Origin of the sequence: Stenotrophomonas sp. LST15-1-1.1 (genome assembly GCF_040815575.1) — a bacterium.
In the GTDB taxonomy this organism is placed as follows: domain Bacteria; phylum Pseudomonadota; class Gammaproteobacteria; order Xanthomonadales; family Xanthomonadaceae; genus Stenotrophomonas; species Stenotrophomonas lactitubi_B.
In genome coordinates this window covers 589,736-607,625 of record NZ_JBFPNJ010000001.1, presented here as the reverse complement: position 1 = coordinate 607,625, position 17,890 = coordinate 589,736, and the positions used below count along the sequence as shown (strand labels likewise).

Here is a 17,890-nt window from a genome sequence, read left to right as displayed (position 1 = left end):
GCGTTCATCCTTGCATCTGCTCCAGTTCCTTGCCCTTGGTTTCGTGCACGTACCTGAGCACGAAGAACACCGAAATGACCGCTGCCACCAGGTAGATGCTGTACGTGGCTGCCAGCCCGGCGGCGGCCAGCAGGATGGGGAAGGTCACGGTAACGGCGAAGTTCGCGGTCCACTGCGCCGCACCGGCCACTGCCAGGCCCGAACCGCGGATCTGGTTGGGGAACATTTCGCCCAGCATCACCCACATCACCGGCCCCCACGAGATGTTGAAGAACACGACATAGGCATTGGCCGCCACCAGCGCCAGCGTGCCCATGCCTGCAGGCAGCTGCAGGTGCGTATCGACCAGCGAGCCGCTGGCGAATGCCGCCACCAGCACCGCCAATGACACCGCCATGCCGGCCGAGCCCACCCACAACAACGGCTTGCGCCCGATGCGATCGATCAGCAGCACGGTGACGATGCACGCACCGATGCTGAGCGCACCGGACAGCACGTTGATCAGCAATGCGTCGTTCTCGGAGAAGCCGACGGCCTGCCAGAGCACGGCACCGTAGTAGAAGACCACGTTGATGCCGACCAGCTGCTGGAAGGTGGCCAGGCCGATACCCACCCAGACGATGGAGCGGATCCGGCCGGTGCTCTTGCTGCGCAGGTCAGACAGCCGCGGCCGATGGTGGTCGGTCGACAGCGAAGCGTCGATCTCGGCAAGCTTCGCCTGCGCCTCGGCACCGCCGTACAGCCGCGCAAGCACCTGCAGTGCCTCGTCCTTGCGGCGCTTCACCATCAGGTAGCGCGGGCTTTCCGGAATGGTCAGCAGCAATGCCAGGAACAGCAGCGAAGGCACGGCCTGCATCCAGAACATCCAGCGCCACGCCGCATAGCCGCCCCACAGCGCCTCGGTGGAGGCACCGGCGGTGGCCGCCAGCAGGTAGTTGGACAGGAACGCGACGGTCAGCCCGCTGATGATGGCGATCTGCTGGACCGTGGCGAGGCGGCCACGGTAGCGTGCCGGTGCCACTTCGGCGATGTAGGCCGGCGAGATCACGCTCGCGGCCCCCACCGCGAAGCCCCCCAACACCCGCGCGGCGACGAACATCACCGAGGACGATGCGGCGCCTGCGCCGATCGCCGACAGCAGGAACAGCACCGCCGAGACGATCAGCACATTGCGGCGACCGAGACGGTCGGCCAGGCGGCCGGCACTGAAGGCACCGACGGCACAGCCCAGCAGCATCGAGGCGATCTCGAAGCCCTGCATCCACTCGCCGGACCTGAACGCCTGGTGCAGGCCGTCCTGGGTGCCGTTGATCACGCCGCTGTCGAACCCGAACAGGAATCCGCCAATCGTCGCCACCACGCTGATCAGTACGATCAATCGGGTGTTCTCTCCACCGTTCATTGCCTGCTGCATTGCCCTGCCCCTCCCCGGTTCGGTGTCATCGATGCGAGCCGTCGCGCTCAACGCAGCAGGTACTGGTTGATCAGGTTCTCGTAGCGCTCCTGCTTGCCGCTGATCTGCCGTGGCTCGCCGCCCTTGGCACCCAGCGCAGCCAGCTCTGCGAGGCTGAGCGCGCCGCGCGCGAAGTCATTGCCGGCACCACTGTCGAAGCTGGCGTAACGCTCCTGGCGCCACTGCTCCAGCGGCGAATCGTTCAGCAGTGCATGGGCCACTTCGAGCCCGCGGGCGAAGGCATCCATGCCGCCGACGTGGGCAATGAACAGATCTTCCAGGTCGGTCGATTCACGGCGCACCTTGGCGTCGAAGTTCAAGCCGCCTTCCAGACCGCCCTGGCGCAGTACCACCAGCATCGCGCCCACGGTGTCGTACAGGTCGGTGGGGAACTGGTCGGTATCCCAGCCGTTCTGTGCATTGCCGCGGTTGGCATCGATGCTGCCGAGCAGGCCGTGGTCCGAGGCGACCTGCAGATCGTGCTCGAAGGTGTGGCCGGACAACGTAGCGTGGTTTGCCTCGATGTTGAGCTTGAAATCCTTGTCCAGGCCATGTTCCTTCAGGAACCCCACCACGGTGGCGCTGTCGAAGTCGTACTGGTGCTTCATCGGTTCCATCGGCTTGGGCTCGATCAGGAAGTTGCCCTTCAGGCCGATGCTGCGGCCATGGTCGCGCGCCATGGTCAGGAACCGCGCCAGGTGGTCGACTTCGCGCTTCATCTGGGTATTGGCCAGCGCGGCATAGCCTTCGCGGCCGCCCCAGAACACGTAATGTTCGCCGCCCAGTTCAACGGTGGCCTCCAGCGCCGCCTTCACCTGCACGGCGGCACGCGCCACCACCGCAAAATCCGGGTTGGTGGACGCACCGTTCATGTAGCGCGGGTGCGAGAACAGGTTGGCCGTGCCCCACAGCAGCTTCATGCCGGTGGCATCCTGGCGCGCCTTGGCAAGGCCCACCATGTGCTTCAGGTTCTTTTCGTACTGCGTGACGTCATCGGCGTCCGGCGCCAGGTCGATATCGTGGAAGCACCAGTACGGCACGCCCAGCTTGGTGAAGAACTCGAACGCTGCGTCCACCTTCGCCTCGGCGGTTGCCATCGGCGAGCCTGCCTCCCAAGGGAAGTGGCGCGTACCCGGGCCGAACGGATCATGCCCGGCGTTGCAGAAGGTGTGCCAGTAGCAGACCGCGAAGCGAAGATGCTCCTGCATGGTCTTGCCACCGATGACCTTGTCGGCGTCGTAGACCTTGAAGGCGAGCGGGTTGTCCGAGCCCCGTCCTTCGAAGGGAATGCGGCCGATGCCGGGGAAGTACTCCTTGGCGCCGATGAAGGGTTGCGTGCTCATGGTGCGTCTTCCTGTCGTTGTGCGAGGTGTCGCGGAAAGAGGAATCAGCCGCGATACAGCGGCGTGATGGCGTCGAGATGTCGAAGGAACCGGGCGTAGGCCGTGGCGTAGGCTTCGCTGCGCGAGGGGTCCGGGCGCGCGGACCGCAGCGGGTCGAGCGCAACGTGCCGGTCGGTGATCGCGGCGATCGAGGTGGCGTCACCGCGCGCGTGAGCGACGGCCCACAGCGCCTGCAAGGCCGCACCGAACGCCGCGCCTTCGGGCTGGGTCGGTACGTCCACGGGCAGGCCGAACACATCGGCCACCAGTTGCCGCCACTGTCCGCTGTTGCTGCCGCCGCCGGTCAACACGATGCGGTCGAACTGCATGCCCGCGCAGACGAATGCGTCGTAGCCAAACTTCAGCGCGTAGGTGGCCCCTTCCATGGCCGCGCGGTAGATGTGCGCCGGCGTCATGTTGGTCGTATCCAGGCCCGCCAGCACCCCTCTGCCCTGCGGCAGGTCCGGCGTGCGTTCGCCGTTGAGGAACGGCAGCATCACCAGCCCGTCGGCGCCGGGCGGCGTGGCGTGCAGGTGGCCGTCGCCATCGCGGCTGCTGAAACCGAAGGCATCGGCAACCTGCCCGGTCACCACGGTGCAGTTCATCGTGCAGATCAGTGGCAGCCAGCCGCCGGTCGACGAGCAGAACGCGGCCCACGCGCCGTTGGGATCGACCACGGGGGTGTCCGAGAACGCAAACAGCGTGCCTGACGTGCCCAGGCTCATCGCCAGGCGACCAGGCACGACGCAGCCGGTGCCGATGGCCGCCATCATGTTGTCGCCACCGCCGACGGCCACCTTGACGGTGGGCGGAAGTCCCAATGCCACGGCGGCCTCAGGCGCAATGTCGAACACCTCATCGGGTGCAGCGATGCGCGGCAGGCAGCCGGCAAGATCGCGCTGCGGATCGGTCGCGTGCAGCAGCTCGTCCGACCAGGTGCGGGTGCGCACGTCCAGCCAGCCGGTACCGGACGCGTCGCCGTACTCGCAGAAGCGTTGGCCGGTCAACACGAAATTGAGGTAATCGTGCGGCAACAGGATGGTGGCCAGCCGGGCGTACGCGTCGGGCCGGTGCATCTTCGTCCACGGCAGCTTGGAGGCGGTGTAACCGGCAAGCACCGGGTTGCCGGCCAGTTCGATGGTGCGTGCGGCACCGCCAACCGCGTCCATGATCTGCACGCATTCGGCCGCGGTGCTGGTGTCGCACCACAGCTTCGCCGGTGCCAGGACCTTCCCTGCCGCATCGATCGGTACGAAGCCATGCTGCTGCCCGGAGACCGCAAGCGCGGCAATGCGCGAGCGCAGCGCAGGATCGATTGCGGCAAAGCAGCCCTGCAGCGCGGCGACCCAGTCGTCTGGGCGCTGTTCCCGGCTGCCATCGGCGGCGCTGGCCAGTTCCAGTGGCGCGCTGGCGCTGGCAACGAGGCTGCGCGCATCAGGATCGTAGACGACCACCTTCAGGCTCTGCGTACCGGCGTCGATTCCTGCAACCAATTCCATCTACTGCACCCCGTAATGATGTGAAGGTAGCGCTACCAATTCTGTACAACAGCACACACTGCGGCTACGCCACGGCCCGCCCCGTTTGCCAGGCTTCCGGCGCAGCCTTGCAGTAGCGTTCGATGAAGTCCGCCTGCGAGGGCATCTTCGCCATCGCTTCCTGCACCGGCTGCCGGAGTCGATGCAACAGCGTGCGCAGGTCCGTGTCGCTGATCGCGCGCGCAAGCGGATGCGGCGGTCCTGGCAGGATGCCCTGGCCCATCAGGACGCTGGTCCAGGAGTCGACCCGGAACAGCTCGCCGGGGTCTTGCCAGGCATGGGCACGTTCGCGCCACGCGCGCAGGCGGACCTGCAGTGACTCGGGAAGCGCCATCTCGCGGCACGCCTTCCACATCGGCTCGTCGCGCTGGTTGGCGTGGTAGTGCAGGATGATGAAATCGCGTACATGCTCCATCTCCTGGCGGCTGACGTCGTTGTACAGCGCCACCAGCGAAGGAGTGATGCCCTCGGACGGGAACAGCTGGATCAGGCGCACGACGGCGCTGATGGTCAGGTGGATGCTGGTCGATTCCAGCGGCTCGATGAAGCCACTGGCCAGCCCCAGCGCCACCACGTTGCGGTTCCAGGCCTGCAGCCGGCGCCCGCTGCGGAACGGTACCAGCCAGGGCTCGCGCAGGGGCCGTCCGTCGACATCACGGAGCAGCTTGGCCTGCGCCTCGTCATCGGACATGTGGCGGCTGGAGAACACCAGGCCGCAGCCGACCCGGTGCTGCAATGCGATATGCCAGCGCCATCCGGCCTCGTGCGCGATGGCACGGGTGTAGGGCACCGGCGGCGTAGCCGCGTCGGTCTGCACGGCAACGGCACGATCGCTGGGCAGCCACTCGTTCCAGTCTTCATAGCCGGTATGCAGGGTCTGCTCGGTCAACAGGCCACGGAAGCCGGTGCAGTCGATGAACAGATCGCCTTCGATGACCTGGCCGTCCTCCAGCAGCAGCGATGCAACCGAACCGTCATCGGCATGCTGGCGGACTTCCCGGATCTTGCCTTCCACCCGCCGCAGCCCGTTGGCTTCGGCCTTGCCGCGCAGGAATCGGGCGTAGAGCCCGGCGTCGAAATGGTAAGCGTAGTTGACCTGGGGCTGGGTCTGCAGCGAAAACCGGTCGGCTCGGGAAGCGGCGCTTTCCAGGCAGAAGTCGCCCAGTTCCGAAGGCATGCCGCGCCGCAGGCTGTCCAGCCAGAAATGATGGAACGGCGTGGCCCACGTGCCCTGCCCGATCGTGCCGAAGGGATGGATGAAACGCTCACCCGGGCGACGCCAGTTTTCGAACGAGATCGACAGCTTGAACGTGCCCGCGACCGCACGCATGAACTCCTGCTCATCGATCTGCAGGAAGCGGTGGAACGTGCGGATGGGCGGCACGGTGGATTCGCCCACACCCACGGTACCGATCTGCTCGGACTCTACCAGGGTGATGTCCAGCTGCTGGCGGAACTGGTGCGCCAGCGCGCAGCCGGCCAGCCAGCCGGCAGTGCCGCCACCGGCGATCACCACTCTCCGGATCCGCCCTTGTGTAGTGTGCGCAGCGTTCAATGTGATGCTCCCCATCAGCGGTTGAGTCGACCCAGCAGCTGCGCGCGCATGCGCCGCGCCTGCGTCTCGTCGAACGGTGCCAGCTCCCCCCGGGCGGCTTCGGGCAGGTGTTGCCCTGCCCGCTCGCCGGGACCAAACACGTAGTAATCGAAGATCCTTGCCCAGGCCTGTTTCTCGCGTGCCGGTAGATCACGCATGGCCCACATCGCATGCTGCAGCGCCGGCAAGGGCGAGCCCAGGAAGGCTGGCGCGCTGCGCCACCAGTAATTCACCAGCACGTTGAACGGTTCCAGGCTGCGCACGTGGTGCCACCACAGGCCCGGGATGAAGATGGCATCCCCGGGTTCAAGCGTGGCGGTCTGCGCGCTTGCCATGGCATCACGGAAGCGCGGATGGCGGTCGACGTCCGGGCGTTCGAAGTCCACCGTGCTGACCACCTGTCCTCCCGGGGTCGGCTCCATCGGCCCCGGGTAGAGGTTGCCGATCTGCTCCGGCGGAAACAGGGTGAAGCGGCGCCGGCCCACCGCACAGCACGCCAGGTTGTCGGGGATGTCGTAATGGCAGGAGGCCGTTACCCGGTTGCCGATCCAGATGCTGGCCGAGGCATCGATCCCCTGCCCGGACAGGCCGGCATCATTGTGCTGCGCGAACCCGGGCAGCGCCCGTGCGATCAGCAGCGAAGCGACGTAGTAGGTGGGCGGGTTCGGCGAATCCAGATGATCGCCAATTGCGTCCAGCACCTCCGTCAGCACGCCACGCCGGACCTCGAAGTTCAAGCGAGTGAAGTCGGCGTTGTAGAACGGGCGCCCTTCGATCTCGGGGCCGCCGAAGGAATAGGGAACCGGCACGCCTGCGTCGAAGCCGCGAAGGTAGGCCATCGCCTCCTGCAGGGAACGTGCACCGGCCTGCACCAGCCCCCATCCGTTCGCGATGCCGCGCAGCACCACCGGTTCGCCGGCAGCCACCAGCGACTCCAGCGGCAGCGCCGTGGCATCGAGTCCTTCCAGAGTGCGCATCGGGAGGCCGTCCAGCACCGGTCAGTTCCTTCCTGCCGCAGCAGCGGCATCCTGCGCCCGCAGTCGCCGCTGCTTCTCGGCGATCAGGCGGCGCATGTTGTGCAGTGACGCCAGCATCAGATAGGCGCCTTCCAGACAGCCGGCGCGGTTGAGCGCGGCCAGCGCGGCACCGTCCAGCTGCGCCAGCCGATCACGGTCGATCGCGTGCAGGCCGTTGACACCGACCCGATGCTCCGGGTCGATCCGCACGTCCAGCGTGACCGGTTGGATCAGCCCGTTCGCATCGAGGGCGGCGAACATCTCCGCGGCAAACGCATGGCCATCGTGAATGCCGCGCAGCACGCCGGCGACGTGTTCGAGATAAGGCGAGTTCCCTCCCTGCGGCAGGAACACCGGCTCCCCCTCCATCGCGCTCACGCGCGGATGGTCCAGATCCACATGCAGCACCGCCTCCCGGGTGAGCGCGCCATCAACGTGGTTCTCCTGGAAGCCGATCAGGAATGGCCCCTTGGCCGCCGCACCGGGGAGGTACGCCGCATTCCAGCGGTCGCCCTGCAGGAACAGGTTCTCGTGCTGCTCGAAGCCCAGCAGAGCCACCGACTGCCAGCCACCGGTGTCGGCGTCCCTGCGCAGGAAGATCGGGTACTCCCGCTGCAGTTCTGCAAATTCACTCGGGTACGCTGGCACCATGCCGACCGCATCGCCGAACTCCGGCCCGAAGCCGGTGGCAACGCGAAGATCGCGGTGGGCAACGTTGTTGAGCATTTCGTAACGCGGCATGGACGTGTCCCGTTCGGTCAGATGCCTTCAACCGGTGCAGCTGCCGTGGCAGCTGCACCCCCTACGGTTCAGAACTTGTAGCGCACGCCGAGCATATACCGCGGACTCTGGTCGGCCAGCTTGACGATCATCTGCGAGGTGCGCGAGCGCCAGCGGACATCCTCACCGGTCAGGTTGATCGCCTCCAGGCCGAACGACCAGTGATCATCCAGGGTGTAGTTCACGCTGAGATCCCACTGCTCATACGCCTCCACATAGTACGGATTGCGGCTGGCACCCTGGTTGGCCAGGATCAGGTACTGGTCGCGCCAGTTCCAGGCAAGGCGTACCGACCAGCCGTACTTCTCATACATCAGCACGGCGTTGGCGGTGTCGCTCAGGCCGGTGAGCGAGAACTGGTCGATGCCCGGATCGCCGGCATTGTTGAAGCCCACATCACCATCGACCAGGGTGTAGTTGGCCAGAATGCCAAAGCCGGTATCGCCGAAGAAATACTGTCCACCCAGCTCCCAGCCGTGCAGCTTGGCCTTGTTCTGGTTGATGGGACGATTGACGTTGAACTGGTAGAGCGGATCGGCAGCCGTGCCGTAAAGATCGTACGCTGCCTCGGTGGCCAGCACCTGGGCGTCGGTGCCGTTGTAGGCGGCCAGCCCGGCCGGATTGTTGCGCAGCAGGGCCAGGGCGGTGAACAGCGAGGTGTCATTGGCCGAGCACGCCGCCGCGTTGGCAGCGCCCACCTGGGTGACGCAGGCACCGCTGTTGAGGAATGCCAGGGCCGCCTGCGCGTCCGGGCCGGAGGTAGGATCGCGCAGGCCGTACAGGCTTTCCTGGACAATGGTGTTGCCAACGAAGTTGTCGACCGATTTGTTCCAGTAGGTCAGCGACAGGTAGCTCGCGTCGGCGAAGTACCACTCCAGTGCCAGGTCCAGGTTGTCCGATTCCAACGGTTTCAGCTGCGGGTTCTGTGCAGTGCCGCTGGCCCGCGAGGACGGGTCGATAAGGACCGAGCCGAACGGCTGCTGGGCAGTCGGGCCGGCATACAGGTTGCCGATCGGCGCGCGCGCGATGCTCTTGCCGAACGAGACACGTCCCTTCAGGTCCTCGCGAAGATCGATGCTGAAATCGAGGTTGGGCAGGATGTAGCTGTAGTTGCTCTTTTCGGTGAACGGCTGTTGCTCGTCGGACAACACCACACGGAAGTCGTTGTTGGACTGCCACTCGATCGCTTCCGGGATGGCGATGTTCGAGGTGGAGACAACGTCCGTCGTTTCATAGCGCACACCCAGTCGGGTATTGGTACGCATGCCGCCCAGCTCGCCATCCAGCTCAACCTGGAAGTAGGCCGACTTCGTCTTCTCTTCCACCAGGTTGTCGGCGGCGCGCTTGGGGCTCACGCCGAGGCCCACGCCATACTCGTTTGCCGCCCACTGCGCGAGGCGGCCAGCGTCGCCGCGCCATGCGGTCCAGCTGCTGGCACTGTAATCATCAAACAGACCGACGATGTTGACCGGCTGCATCAGGTCCATCAGCCCGCCGGCCGTGTCGCGGTTGACGTTGGCTACGCCCCAGTCACCCAGTGTCGAATAGGCCTCTTCGGCCTGGATGCGATGGGTGGTGGACTTGCTGCTGTCCACGCCGAACTGGAAGCGACCGCTGTCGAAGATCCACTCGCCATCCACGCGGCCCTGCTTGATCTCGCTGATCTGGGTCTGCGAGTTGACGCGCAGCACCTGGCTGCCGATCTCGCCCGGCACGAAGCCCGGGTTGACCACGCCGTTGGTATTGGCGGCTGCATCGGCGGTGGACGGGAACCAGACCTGGGTGCCGATCGGCAGGCCGTTGTTGAAGTTCAGCTCCTGCACCCATGAGCCGCCGCAATGCGGGCCGGTGGTGCAGTTGTTGGTGCCGGCGATGCTCATGAAGATGGAGCCACCGCCAGTGAGCGGGTCGTTCGGGCGGCTTTCGTTCTTCGAATTGTGCGCATCGAAGGTCAGCTTGAAGCGGTCGGTCACGTTCCATGCCGCATTGAAGCCCAGCGACCCCAGCTTGTACTTCTGCATGCTGCGCTGCTGCTCAAGGCCGAAGTCCTTGGTGCCGGCGATCTCGCGGATGTAGATCGGGGTCGCTACCGCGCCACTGGTGTCGAATTCGACGTCGGTGTAGTTGCTGTTCTGCAGCCACATGCCCTGCTCGCCACGATTCTCGGTGATCTCGTTGGTCGAATAGGTGTAGTCCAGGGTCAGGGTCACCGCATCGGTCGGCGCGAACTGCAGCACCGCCTGGCCGTTGATGCGCTCACGTTCGAACTCGGAGAACGCATAGCGCAGGTCATTGGGCCGGGCGTACAGCGCGCCCACCGCCGGTGCGTTGACTACCCTCGGGTTGCCCGGCATGGTGCCGGTCCACGGCTGCACATTCCAGTAGTTCTCGGTGGCCTGCACCGAGCCGCCCTTGCGCTTCTGGTAGCTGGCGCTCACGCCCACGCCGAAGGTCTTTTCCGGATTGGTGTAGCTGAAGATGCCGGACAGCTCCGGTGTCAGGTCGTCACCGAATGGCTGGCTGCGGTCGGAGACAGCTTTCGCGCCGGCACTGGCGACGATGCCCTCATGGTCGAACGGCCGCGAGGTGAGGATGTTGATGGTGGCACCGATGCCACCGCTGGGGACATTGGCCTGGCTGGTCTTGTAGACCTCGATGCCGTTGATGGCTTCGGCAGCCAACTGGGCGAAGTTGAAGGCGCGGGTACCACCGTCGACACCACCGATGGCGACCTGCCCGGACGCACCGAATGCATCGGCGCCGGGCATCTGGCGCCCATTGAGGGTCACCATGTTGAACTGAGGGCCGAAGCCACGCGCCGTCACCTGTGCACCTTCACCATCACGTCGTTCGATCGAGATGCCGGTGATGCGCTGCAGGGACTCTGCCAGGTTGGTGTCGGGGAACTTGCCGATGTCCTCCGCACTGATCACATCCACCACGCCGGCCGAGTCGCGCTTGATGTCCATGGCCTGGCTGAGGCTGTTGCGGATGCCGGTGACCTGCACGGTATCCAGCTGCTTCGGACTGGGCGGGTTCTGCTGCTGGGCGACAGGCGCGGCGGCTGACGTCTCCTGTGCGAATGCGGGATTGATGACCAGGACCCCACCGACAAAGGTGAACATGGCCCTGGAGGTGAACTTCGCCAGCGTCCGGCTCATCGACGAGCCCTCCGGCCTGGGGTACGACGGAACGAAAAAGCGCTCATGACTCTCCCCTCTGACATACGATCGAATGGATGTACCGCCCCTCCTGGGGGCACGCACGGGCGATGCCCGTCTTCCACACCGAACATCGCAGTGCGCTTTGCACCCACTGCGACTCACACTCGCTTTCAGACCTGCCGGAACAGCCGCGCGGTAAAGGGGGGGGGCATCCACTGGCCTTACACCGGTCCAGTGGTAGCGCTACCATCGCGTCAGGGCGCAGACTACTCACCCGCAATCGCGCTTGTCATCATGCAGCGCAGCAAAGGGAATCGACACTTGAAGAACGGCCACAAAGCGGTCCGCCGGAAAGCGAGCACCATCACCATCGATGACGTCGCTGCGCATGCAGGCGTTTCCGCCATGACGGTGTCGCGCGTCATCAACGGCCATGCCGGGGTACGCGAGGGCAACCGCGAACGCGTCCTGCGCAGCGTGCACGCACTGGACTACCGGCCCAACCTCGCCGCATCCGCACTGGCCGCCGCGCAGCGCACGTGCATCGCCTTGATCTACACCAATCCCAGCTCCAGCTACCTGCGCGAACTGCTGGTCGGCGCACTGCGCGGGTCCACGCGGTCGGCGGCGCAGCTGGTGATCGCTGCATGGGATGAACTGGGCGCCCAGGCACGTCGCGAGGCGGCACGGCAACTGTCCACCACCGTGGCAGGGGTGATTCTTCCGCCGCCCCTGTGTGAGTCAAAGGACATCATCGATGTATTCGTCAATGCCGGCATTCCCGCGGTCTCGATCGCGTCCAGCCGCTTCAGCGACAGGATTTCCTGCGTGCGCATCGACGACCGCCAGGCCAGCCATGACATGGTGGCGCATCTGGTCTCCCGTGGGCATACCCGCATCGGTTATATCAAGGGCGATCCGAACCAGACAGCCAGTGCGCATCGCTGGCAGGGCTACCGGGATGCCCTGGCCGAAGCTGGTATCGTCTACGACGACGCGCTCGTCCAACCGGGCTACTTCACCTACCGGTCTGGACTGGAGGCTGCCGAGCAGCTGCTGACGCTGCAGCCACCACCCAGCGCGATCTTCGCCAGCAACGATGACATGGCATCGGCGGTCGTTTCCGTGGCGCATCGTCGCGGCCTGCAGGTACCGGGCGATCTTTCGGTGGTCGGGTTCGATGACACATCCGCTTCGACGATGGTGTGGCCGGAGCTGACCACGATCCATCAGCCGGTAGCGGAGATGGCCGACAACGCGATGGACATCCTGTTGCGGGCGATCCGTCACTCCGCCTCGCCGGGACGCGCGACGGTCAATCACGTACTCGCCCACCGGTTGATCACGCGCGCTTCGGTATCGACACCGCAGCGGCCCTCTGCACTGCGGGCATCGCCGATTGCAACGCGGCAATCCGCTGACGCCGATGGGCGCGGCGGCTGAAGCACCGCCCCGGGCCCGGTTGCCCTAGAGCCGCCGCATCATCAGCTGGGCTGAGCCTGGGCACAGTCCACTGAACTGCGTCGACGCAGCGATGAATCCAGGCGCTGCGTCGCGTGTGACGCGCTCATAGCCAAGCTGCCCGAAGAACGGCGCTGCTGTGGTCGTGAGAAGGAACACCGTCCTGCCGCCCGCCGCTCTGGCATGCCGCTCCAGTTCCACAACCAGGTGCCGCCCCAGACCCCTGCCCTGCGACATCGGCCGGATCGCCAGCGAGCGCAGGAGCACCACATCCCGGCTCAATTCGTAGCCCACACAGCCGAGCAGCTCTCCGTCCAACGACGCTGCCAGAAGGGTGATTGGCCTGCCTGCACGCAGATCCTCTGTTGGCAGGCCGCTGGCCTCCAGCAGGGCCAGCACATCGGCAGACAACGCTGTCTCCATCACGCGCATGCGGCAGCCCTCTCTTCGTTCCGGCCCGGCGACCTGCAGCGGCAGCAAGCGCTCATCGCGCTCTCTGCGCGGCGTGGGCGCGGTCGCTGCTGGACGCCGCGTGTTGGCAAGGAAGCGCGGTCTGAAGTGCTTCGATGACCAGAGATGCGGCATCCTGCTGCAGTCGTTCGGCAGGCAGCTGCCGGATGTGCGAAGCCACCCGGTCGACCAGTTCATGGGGAAGGATCTGCCCCTGGCCGCACCACTGCCCTCGGCCTGCGTCCGCAACACCCTGGATATAGGCGCTCGCGCGGGCGCTCGACAGGTCCCGGCACTGATCACTGCTGCAGAATCCGCCTTCGCCCTTGCCCTGCAGGAGCCTGGCCAGCTCTGCTCCGCTCACGAACCAGGTGCGCGCAGCCTGTGCCGTCTCGGCCAGCGCGGCCCCCGCCATCAGGCAGAGGCAGAGCACAAGGGCGGCGGGCACGCAGCGCGCTCTCCTGCCGACCGGATCCCTGTGGATGCCCGTGTCTGTCATCTAGTTCTCCTGGGCAGCATGGCCGCGCTCCTGGATACGGTCCAACTGATTGCGTGGAGTGAACTGCGGGTCGTCCGCTCCCTCCAGCATGAGCTCGACCATTGCATCGAAGGTTGCAGCGGTCTCGCCAGACTGCGCAGGCGTCATGAAGCCGGAATCGCCCTTGCCGGCGAGGTGGACCGCAGCAACCGTCTCCCGCTCGCCGTCCTCGGCCCACAGGTAGTCGTGCACCAGTGCCTCGCCGTGCTCGCCAGGCTCAAGGAAATCGGCGGCGCCGCGCGCCATGGCCAGAAACACGACCAGGTCATGGAGGTTCTCGGAATACGTCAGTGACCCTGCAACGAAGTACGCCCCTGCCTGATCGTAGGCCGCAAGCTTGATGTTCTCCGCCTGCGCGGATTGCAGGATGGCGGCCAACGCTGCGCGATTGTCCGCATGCCGGGCCAGCAATGCATTGCAATCGGCGAGGAACTCACCCAGCTCCACATCAGTGGACGCAGCCAGATCGGCGCCGCCGGGCAGGCGCCACCGGCCGGCGATCGATCGCCAGTCCTTCCACCTCGATGCCGCAGGTACCGGCGCGGCCAACCAGCGTGCAAGACGCTCGCGTGGCAGCCTCAGCCTGAGCAGGGCCGAATAGGGTTCGGACATGGCTCGCATCCATTCTCTGATCTTCGACAGCGAGGCTTTTACCAAACAACGTCAGCCAAGCCAACTGCCGCAACCGGGCACGTGCTGTTAACGCTCCCGCATTATGCTGACTGCCTCATTGGATTTCCGCGAGGCGCGCCCCTTGACCAAGCTGCATGCCCTGATGATCGCCAGCTGCCTGTGTGCCTTCAGCCCACTGGCCCTGGCTGAAACCGTAAACCTGACCAACAGCGCCGACGGTGCCAACCGCGAGGCCGGCATTGCCGCGGTCAAGAAGAAGCTGCAGGACGCCTGCACCGATCGCAAAGGTTCTCCCGACGCGGCGTCGTTCGAAGTGGTCTTTGAAAAGACCAGCGACAACCCGAACATACCGAAGCCGTATTACGTGGACGGCAGGATGAAGTGCGGGTTGCCCGGTTGAGCGCGCGATGTCACCGGCGGTCGTGCCTGCAGTACCCCCGCGGCGGCTGAGAGCCGCCCGGGGCCCATGCCGGAATCCCTAGCGACGGAGGGCGTCGATGATCACGCCGGTGGCGATCTCCACCAGCAGGTATTCCGTATCCGACTGCCGCACCCAGCGCTGACCGCGGCCGGGGTCGCGCAGACGGTAATGCGCGTAGTCGTCCACCCAGTAGCGCCGGTCAACCTCGGCCCAAGGCAAGCGGTCACCGCGGCGCCATGCCTTTTTCTGCCAGCCCGGCGGGGGTGCGTCGCGGTTGTGCGGGCCGCCTGCATGGGGCGGCGGTCCGTTGCCCCGTGCATGATGCGGCGGATCGGCCCAGGCAGGCGCAGCAACCAGGGTCACTGCCGCACCCAGGGCAATGCCAAGCAAACGTCCGGTTTTCATGGGGATACTCCCGGTCCAGCCGCGGTATGCGGCGTTGTAGCCCGGAATATAGAGCAGCGCCTGTGAATGAATCCGTGCGCCCGGACCGGACCCGATGGGCGTCCGCAAGCCCGCAGTCAGCAATGCAGCTCCCTCACCCTCGAACCTGGGTAGGATTCAGGCCCAGTCGCCTGCGCAGCAATCGCCTGAGCGTCGCAGAATCGCCCAAGCCCACCTGCGCGGTCACCTCCTCCACCGAAAGCCCGCCGCTTTCCAGCAGCACCCGCGCCCGGTTCAAGCGCACCGACTGGATCAACTGCTGCGGCCCGTAGCCGAGCACCTTGTTCACCTGGCGGTTGAGGGTGCGTGTGGACATGTTGGCCCGCGCGGCAAGCGTGCCCACCGTGACTGTTTCCGGGAGTGTCTCTGCAATGTAGCTGGTCAACAACGCGATCAGGCCATTCTCGGGCGCAATAATCGCCGGCGACATATACAGCGACTGCAGGCGACGCTGCTCGACCAGCAGCGCCTGGCCCAGCATGGCCGTGAGTTGCTCGCCGAAGCGCTGGCGCAGCACGTAAAGCACCAGGTCCATGTGTGCCATCGCGGCGCCGGCAGTGACCAGCGTGCCATCCGCATGCACCATGCGATCGGGCTCGACGCGGGTGGTTGGCGCCACGCGCCGCAGCGCAGAGGCCAACCACCACGTTGTGGTCACGCAGCGTCCCTCCAGCAATCCGGCTGCGTTGAGCAGAAACACGGACGAACAGGAGCCTGCAATCGTGCCGCCCGCTCTGGCATGGCGGCGCAGCGCAGCGAGCAAGGGTGGAATGTCCGGCTGGCGCAGGCGAGCTTCCAGCTGGCTGGCATCGTCGATGTCCAGGCCCGGCAGGATCCAGCATTCATGCGCAGAGGAGCGCGCAGGCAACGTGTCCACCTGCAGGTGCAGGCCGTTGCCAAGCGGAATGCTTCCTGGCGTCACCGCGCGGACCCGCCAACGCGGCGGTGCAACCCCGACCCGGCACGCCAGCTTGGCCGCGGTGGTCAGAAGATCAAGGGTGAGGGTGACGCTGGAGGCAAAGGGGGCCTGTGGCACCACCAGGGTGAAATCATGCATTGGCTGATTCTGCGCGATTATTGGCAAATCGGCCACTTCAGGCCCGCGCCGCAGCACGATTGAATGGGCGCTCCCTCACCCACGAGCGCTATCCATGCCCACCATCCTCATCAAGACACCCGCCGACGCACTGACCGCTCTTCAGCGCCAGCGGATGATCGCTGCGGTGAATACCGCTGCAACGCTATGCAGCGGCCTGGGGCCTGATCCCCGCCAACGCAGCCTGTGCTGGGTGATTGCCGAGGAGGTGCCGGCCGGCTTCTGGCGCTGTGGCGGTAGTGCCGACTTCCTCCACGTCATTCCGTGCCTGGTCCACGTCCTCGCACCCGCCGGCGTACTCGACGAACAGCACCGGTCCCGTTACGCGGCGGTTGTGCACCAGGCCATTCTGGAATCGCTGGCCCTGCCGGATACGCAGCGGCTGGCTGCTTCGATCATGGTGAGCGATGTCACCGATGGCACGTGGGGGCCCAACGGCCAGCTGTGGACACTGCCGCAGTTCGTGGAGGCCGCGGGGTATTCCCATCTGCAAGCGCCGGTGAACCGCTGACGCCGCAAGCCCTTGTCAGCAGACTGCGCCAACGATCATGTTCAATCACCCCATGGTCGCTGGCAGTAGCGGGCAAATTCCTGAAGAAAGGCCTCCGCCGGTCTGCGATTGACCGGCTGCCTTACGGCATCGGCAATGGCATCCGGCTCCATCTTCATGAAGGGGAAGCGCAGGAACAGTTCTTCGTTGAAGCGGGAGCTGATTGTCGACAGCACAAGCCGCAGAGCCGCGAGCATGTCGTCGCCGCGATGGGATGCGTGCACCAGCGCGATGGGCTTTGCAATCACAAGGTCGCCCGATACGAGCCAATCGATGGCGTTCTTCAGGCCGCCCGGAATGCCTCGTGCGTACTCGGGGCTCGAAATCAGAATGCCATCGCAGGCTTCAATGCAGCGCTTGAAGTGCGCAACGCTGTCAGGCAAGGGCAGATCTTCAAGATCGGGAGAGAAAACGGGCAATCCGCCGAGGTTGGCGTAGGTACTCAGTGCAATATCCGGCGGCGCGATTTCTTCCAGCGCCCTCAGCAATGCGGTGTTGGTGGACAGCCGGCGAGCGCTACCGGACAGGGCAAGGATCTTCATCCCGGCACGCTATCACAGGCACCTGCCGCCGTGTCCGGCAATGACCCGCAGCGACCCGTTGCACGTGGCAAACTAGCGGTGGTCGTTCAACGTCCATTGATCATGCACGGATGCGCATAGCCCATGACACGTCTGCTCATCATTGAAGACAACCCCGAGCTGGTTGCAAATCTCTACGCCTTCTTCGAGCCACTGGGCTACGTGCTTGACGATGCGCGGGATGGTGCCACCGGCCTGCGCAGGGCAACGCAGAACCATTACGACGCCATTCTGCTCGACCTGATGCTGCCTCGCCTTGACGGCATGGCGCTGTGCCAGGCGCTACGTCAGGAATTCCAGAACCCGGTGCCGATTCTGATGCTGACCGCCCGTGATCCGGTGGAGGACCGTGTGCAGGGGCTCGCGTTGGGTGCGGATGATTACCTGGTCAAGCCCTTCTCCCTGAAGGAGCTGGACGCACGCATCAAGGCGCTGGTCCGCCGCGCCCAAGGCCGGCAGGTCCAGAGTGTGTTGGACTGGGGCGATCTGCGCGTCGACACCCGCTCGCCGCAGGCGTGGCGCCAGGGCCGCACCCTCAATCTGACCCCGACAACGCACAAGCTGCTGATGTGCCTGGTGCGGGCTGCCCCCGCGGTGGTGCGCAAGCAGGAGATGGAATACCTGATCTGGGGCGACGAGCCGCCGGAGAGCGGTGCATTGCGCACGCACATCCATGAGCTGCGCCTGCAGGTGGACAGGCCGTTCAACCCTGCACTCATTGCCACGGTGCACAGCGTTGGCTGGCGGCTGGACAGGCCCGCACTGGCACCTGCGGAGTAGTCGCTGCCG

General features: G+C 65.5%; 17 protein-coding genes. 4 read left to right on the top strand and 13 right to left on the bottom strand.

Annotated elements, in window-relative coordinates; translation table 11 throughout:
* Window positions 1–4 precede the first annotated feature (4 nt).
* The 7 genes from MRBLST15_RS02790 to MRBLST15_RS02760 all read right to left on the bottom strand — a co-directional run bounded on the left by MRBLST15_RS02790 (window position 5) and on the right by MRBLST15_RS02760 (window position 10,924).
* A complete protein-coding gene (locus MRBLST15_RS02790) occupies window positions 5–1,414 on the bottom strand; it encodes a sugar porter family MFS transporter (protein ID WP_265951397.1) in 1,410 nt (469 codons plus the stop codon).
* Window positions 1,415–1,461: 47 nt separating this feature from the next.
* Window positions 1,462–2,796: a xylose isomerase gene (xylA, locus tag MRBLST15_RS02785; protein WP_100465409.1), complete on the bottom strand. Its 1,335-nt coding sequence runs from the start codon at window positions 2,794–2,796 to the stop codon at window positions 1,462–1,464.
* Between the two features lie 44 nt (window positions 2,797–2,840).
* Window positions 2,841–4,334 (bottom strand): xylulokinase, encoded by a 1,494-nt coding sequence (xylB, locus tag MRBLST15_RS02780; protein ID WP_367785154.1) that lies wholly within the window; start codon window positions 4,332–4,334, stop codon window positions 2,841–2,843.
* Between the two features lie 64 nt (window positions 4,335–4,398).
* The gene (locus MRBLST15_RS02775) at window positions 4,399–5,943 is read right to left on the bottom strand and encodes a tryptophan halogenase family protein (RefSeq protein WP_367785152.1); all 1,545 of its coding nucleotides are present in this window, start codon (window positions 5,941–5,943) and stop codon (window positions 4,399–4,401) included.
* Window positions 5,943–6,962 carry a cupin-like domain-containing protein gene (locus tag MRBLST15_RS02770; RefSeq protein WP_367785150.1) on the bottom strand — a complete coding sequence of 340 codons (1,020 nt, stop codon included), beginning with the start codon at window positions 6,960–6,962 and terminating at the stop codon, window positions 5,943–5,945. The genes MRBLST15_RS02775 and MRBLST15_RS02770 overlap by 1 nt, the downstream gene beginning before the upstream one ends.
* Before the next feature lie 3 nt (window positions 6,963–6,965).
* The gene (locus MRBLST15_RS02765) at window positions 6,966–7,724 is read right to left on the bottom strand and encodes a SapC family protein (RefSeq protein WP_367785148.1); all 759 of its coding nucleotides are present in this window, start codon (window positions 7,722–7,724) and stop codon (window positions 6,966–6,968) included.
* Between the two features lie 68 nt (window positions 7,725–7,792).
* Entirely contained in the window at window positions 7,793–10,924 is a 3,132-nt protein-coding gene (locus MRBLST15_RS02760; RefSeq protein ID WP_312704117.1) for a TonB-dependent receptor, read from the bottom strand.
* 408 nt (window positions 10,925–11,332) lie between these two features.
* Between MRBLST15_RS02760 and MRBLST15_RS02755 the strand changes: the two genes are divergently transcribed.
* Window positions 11,333–12,370: a LacI family DNA-binding transcriptional regulator gene (locus MRBLST15_RS02755; RefSeq protein ID WP_265951390.1), complete on the top strand. Its 1,038-nt coding sequence runs from the start codon at window positions 11,333–11,335 to the stop codon at window positions 12,368–12,370.
* A gap of 24 nt (window positions 12,371–12,394) precedes the next feature.
* Here MRBLST15_RS02755 and arsN2 read toward each other — a convergent pair whose 3' ends face one another.
* From arsN2 to MRBLST15_RS02740, 3 genes are read right to left on the bottom strand one after another with little or no spacing between them, the layout of a single operon-like run.
* Window positions 12,395–12,868 carry an arsenic resistance N-acetyltransferase ArsN2 gene (arsN2, locus tag MRBLST15_RS02750; protein WP_367785145.1) on the bottom strand — a complete coding sequence of 158 codons (474 nt, stop codon included), beginning with the start codon at window positions 12,866–12,868 and terminating at the stop codon, window positions 12,395–12,397.
* Window positions 12,869–12,872: 4 nt separating this feature from the next.
* Window positions 12,873–13,286, bottom strand: coding sequence for a Rap1a/Tai family immunity protein (locus MRBLST15_RS02745; RefSeq protein ID WP_367785143.1), 414 nt, complete (start codon window positions 13,284–13,286; stop codon window positions 12,873–12,875).
* A 51-nt stretch (window positions 13,287–13,337) separates the two neighbouring features.
* A complete protein-coding gene (locus MRBLST15_RS02740; RefSeq protein WP_312704113.1) occupies window positions 13,338–13,988 on the bottom strand; it encodes a hypothetical protein in 651 nt (216 codons plus the stop codon).
* A 142-nt stretch (window positions 13,989–14,130) separates the two neighbouring features.
* On the opposite strand from MRBLST15_RS02740, the gene MRBLST15_RS02735 reads away from it, so the two are divergent.
* The gene (locus MRBLST15_RS02735; RefSeq protein WP_367785141.1) at window positions 14,131–14,409 is read left to right on the top strand and encodes a hypothetical protein; all 279 of its coding nucleotides are present in this window, start codon (window positions 14,131–14,133) and stop codon (window positions 14,407–14,409) included.
* Window positions 14,410–14,487: 78 nt separating this feature from the next.
* On the opposite strand, the gene MRBLST15_RS02730 is transcribed toward MRBLST15_RS02735, so the two are convergent.
* Window positions 14,488–14,835, bottom strand: coding sequence for an RcnB family protein (locus MRBLST15_RS02730; protein ID WP_025877128.1), 348 nt, complete (start codon window positions 14,833–14,835; stop codon window positions 14,488–14,490).
* 133 nt (window positions 14,836–14,968) lie between these two features.
* On the bottom strand, window positions 14,969–15,931 hold the full coding sequence (locus tag MRBLST15_RS02725) for a GlxA family transcriptional regulator (protein ID WP_367785138.1): 963 nt from the start codon (window positions 15,929–15,931) through the stop codon (window positions 14,969–14,971).
* 94 nt (window positions 15,932–16,025) lie between these two features.
* Between MRBLST15_RS02725 and MRBLST15_RS02720 the strand changes: the two genes are divergently transcribed.
* Window positions 16,026–16,481 carry a hypothetical protein gene (locus tag MRBLST15_RS02720; protein ID WP_265951385.1) on the top strand — a complete coding sequence of 152 codons (456 nt, stop codon included), beginning with the start codon at window positions 16,026–16,028 and terminating at the stop codon, window positions 16,479–16,481.
* Between the two features lie 41 nt (window positions 16,482–16,522).
* Here MRBLST15_RS02720 and MRBLST15_RS02715 read toward each other — a convergent pair whose 3' ends face one another.
* On the bottom strand, window positions 16,523–17,062 hold the full coding sequence (locus MRBLST15_RS02715; RefSeq protein ID WP_367785136.1) for an NADPH-dependent FMN reductase: 540 nt from the start codon (window positions 17,060–17,062) through the stop codon (window positions 16,523–16,525).
* A gap of 123 nt (window positions 17,063–17,185) precedes the next feature.
* Between MRBLST15_RS02715 and MRBLST15_RS02710 the strand changes: the two genes are divergently transcribed.
* Entirely contained in the window at window positions 17,186–17,881 is a 696-nt protein-coding gene (locus MRBLST15_RS02710; RefSeq protein ID WP_265951383.1) for a response regulator transcription factor, read from the top strand.
* Window positions 17,882–17,890 lie beyond the last annotated feature (9 nt).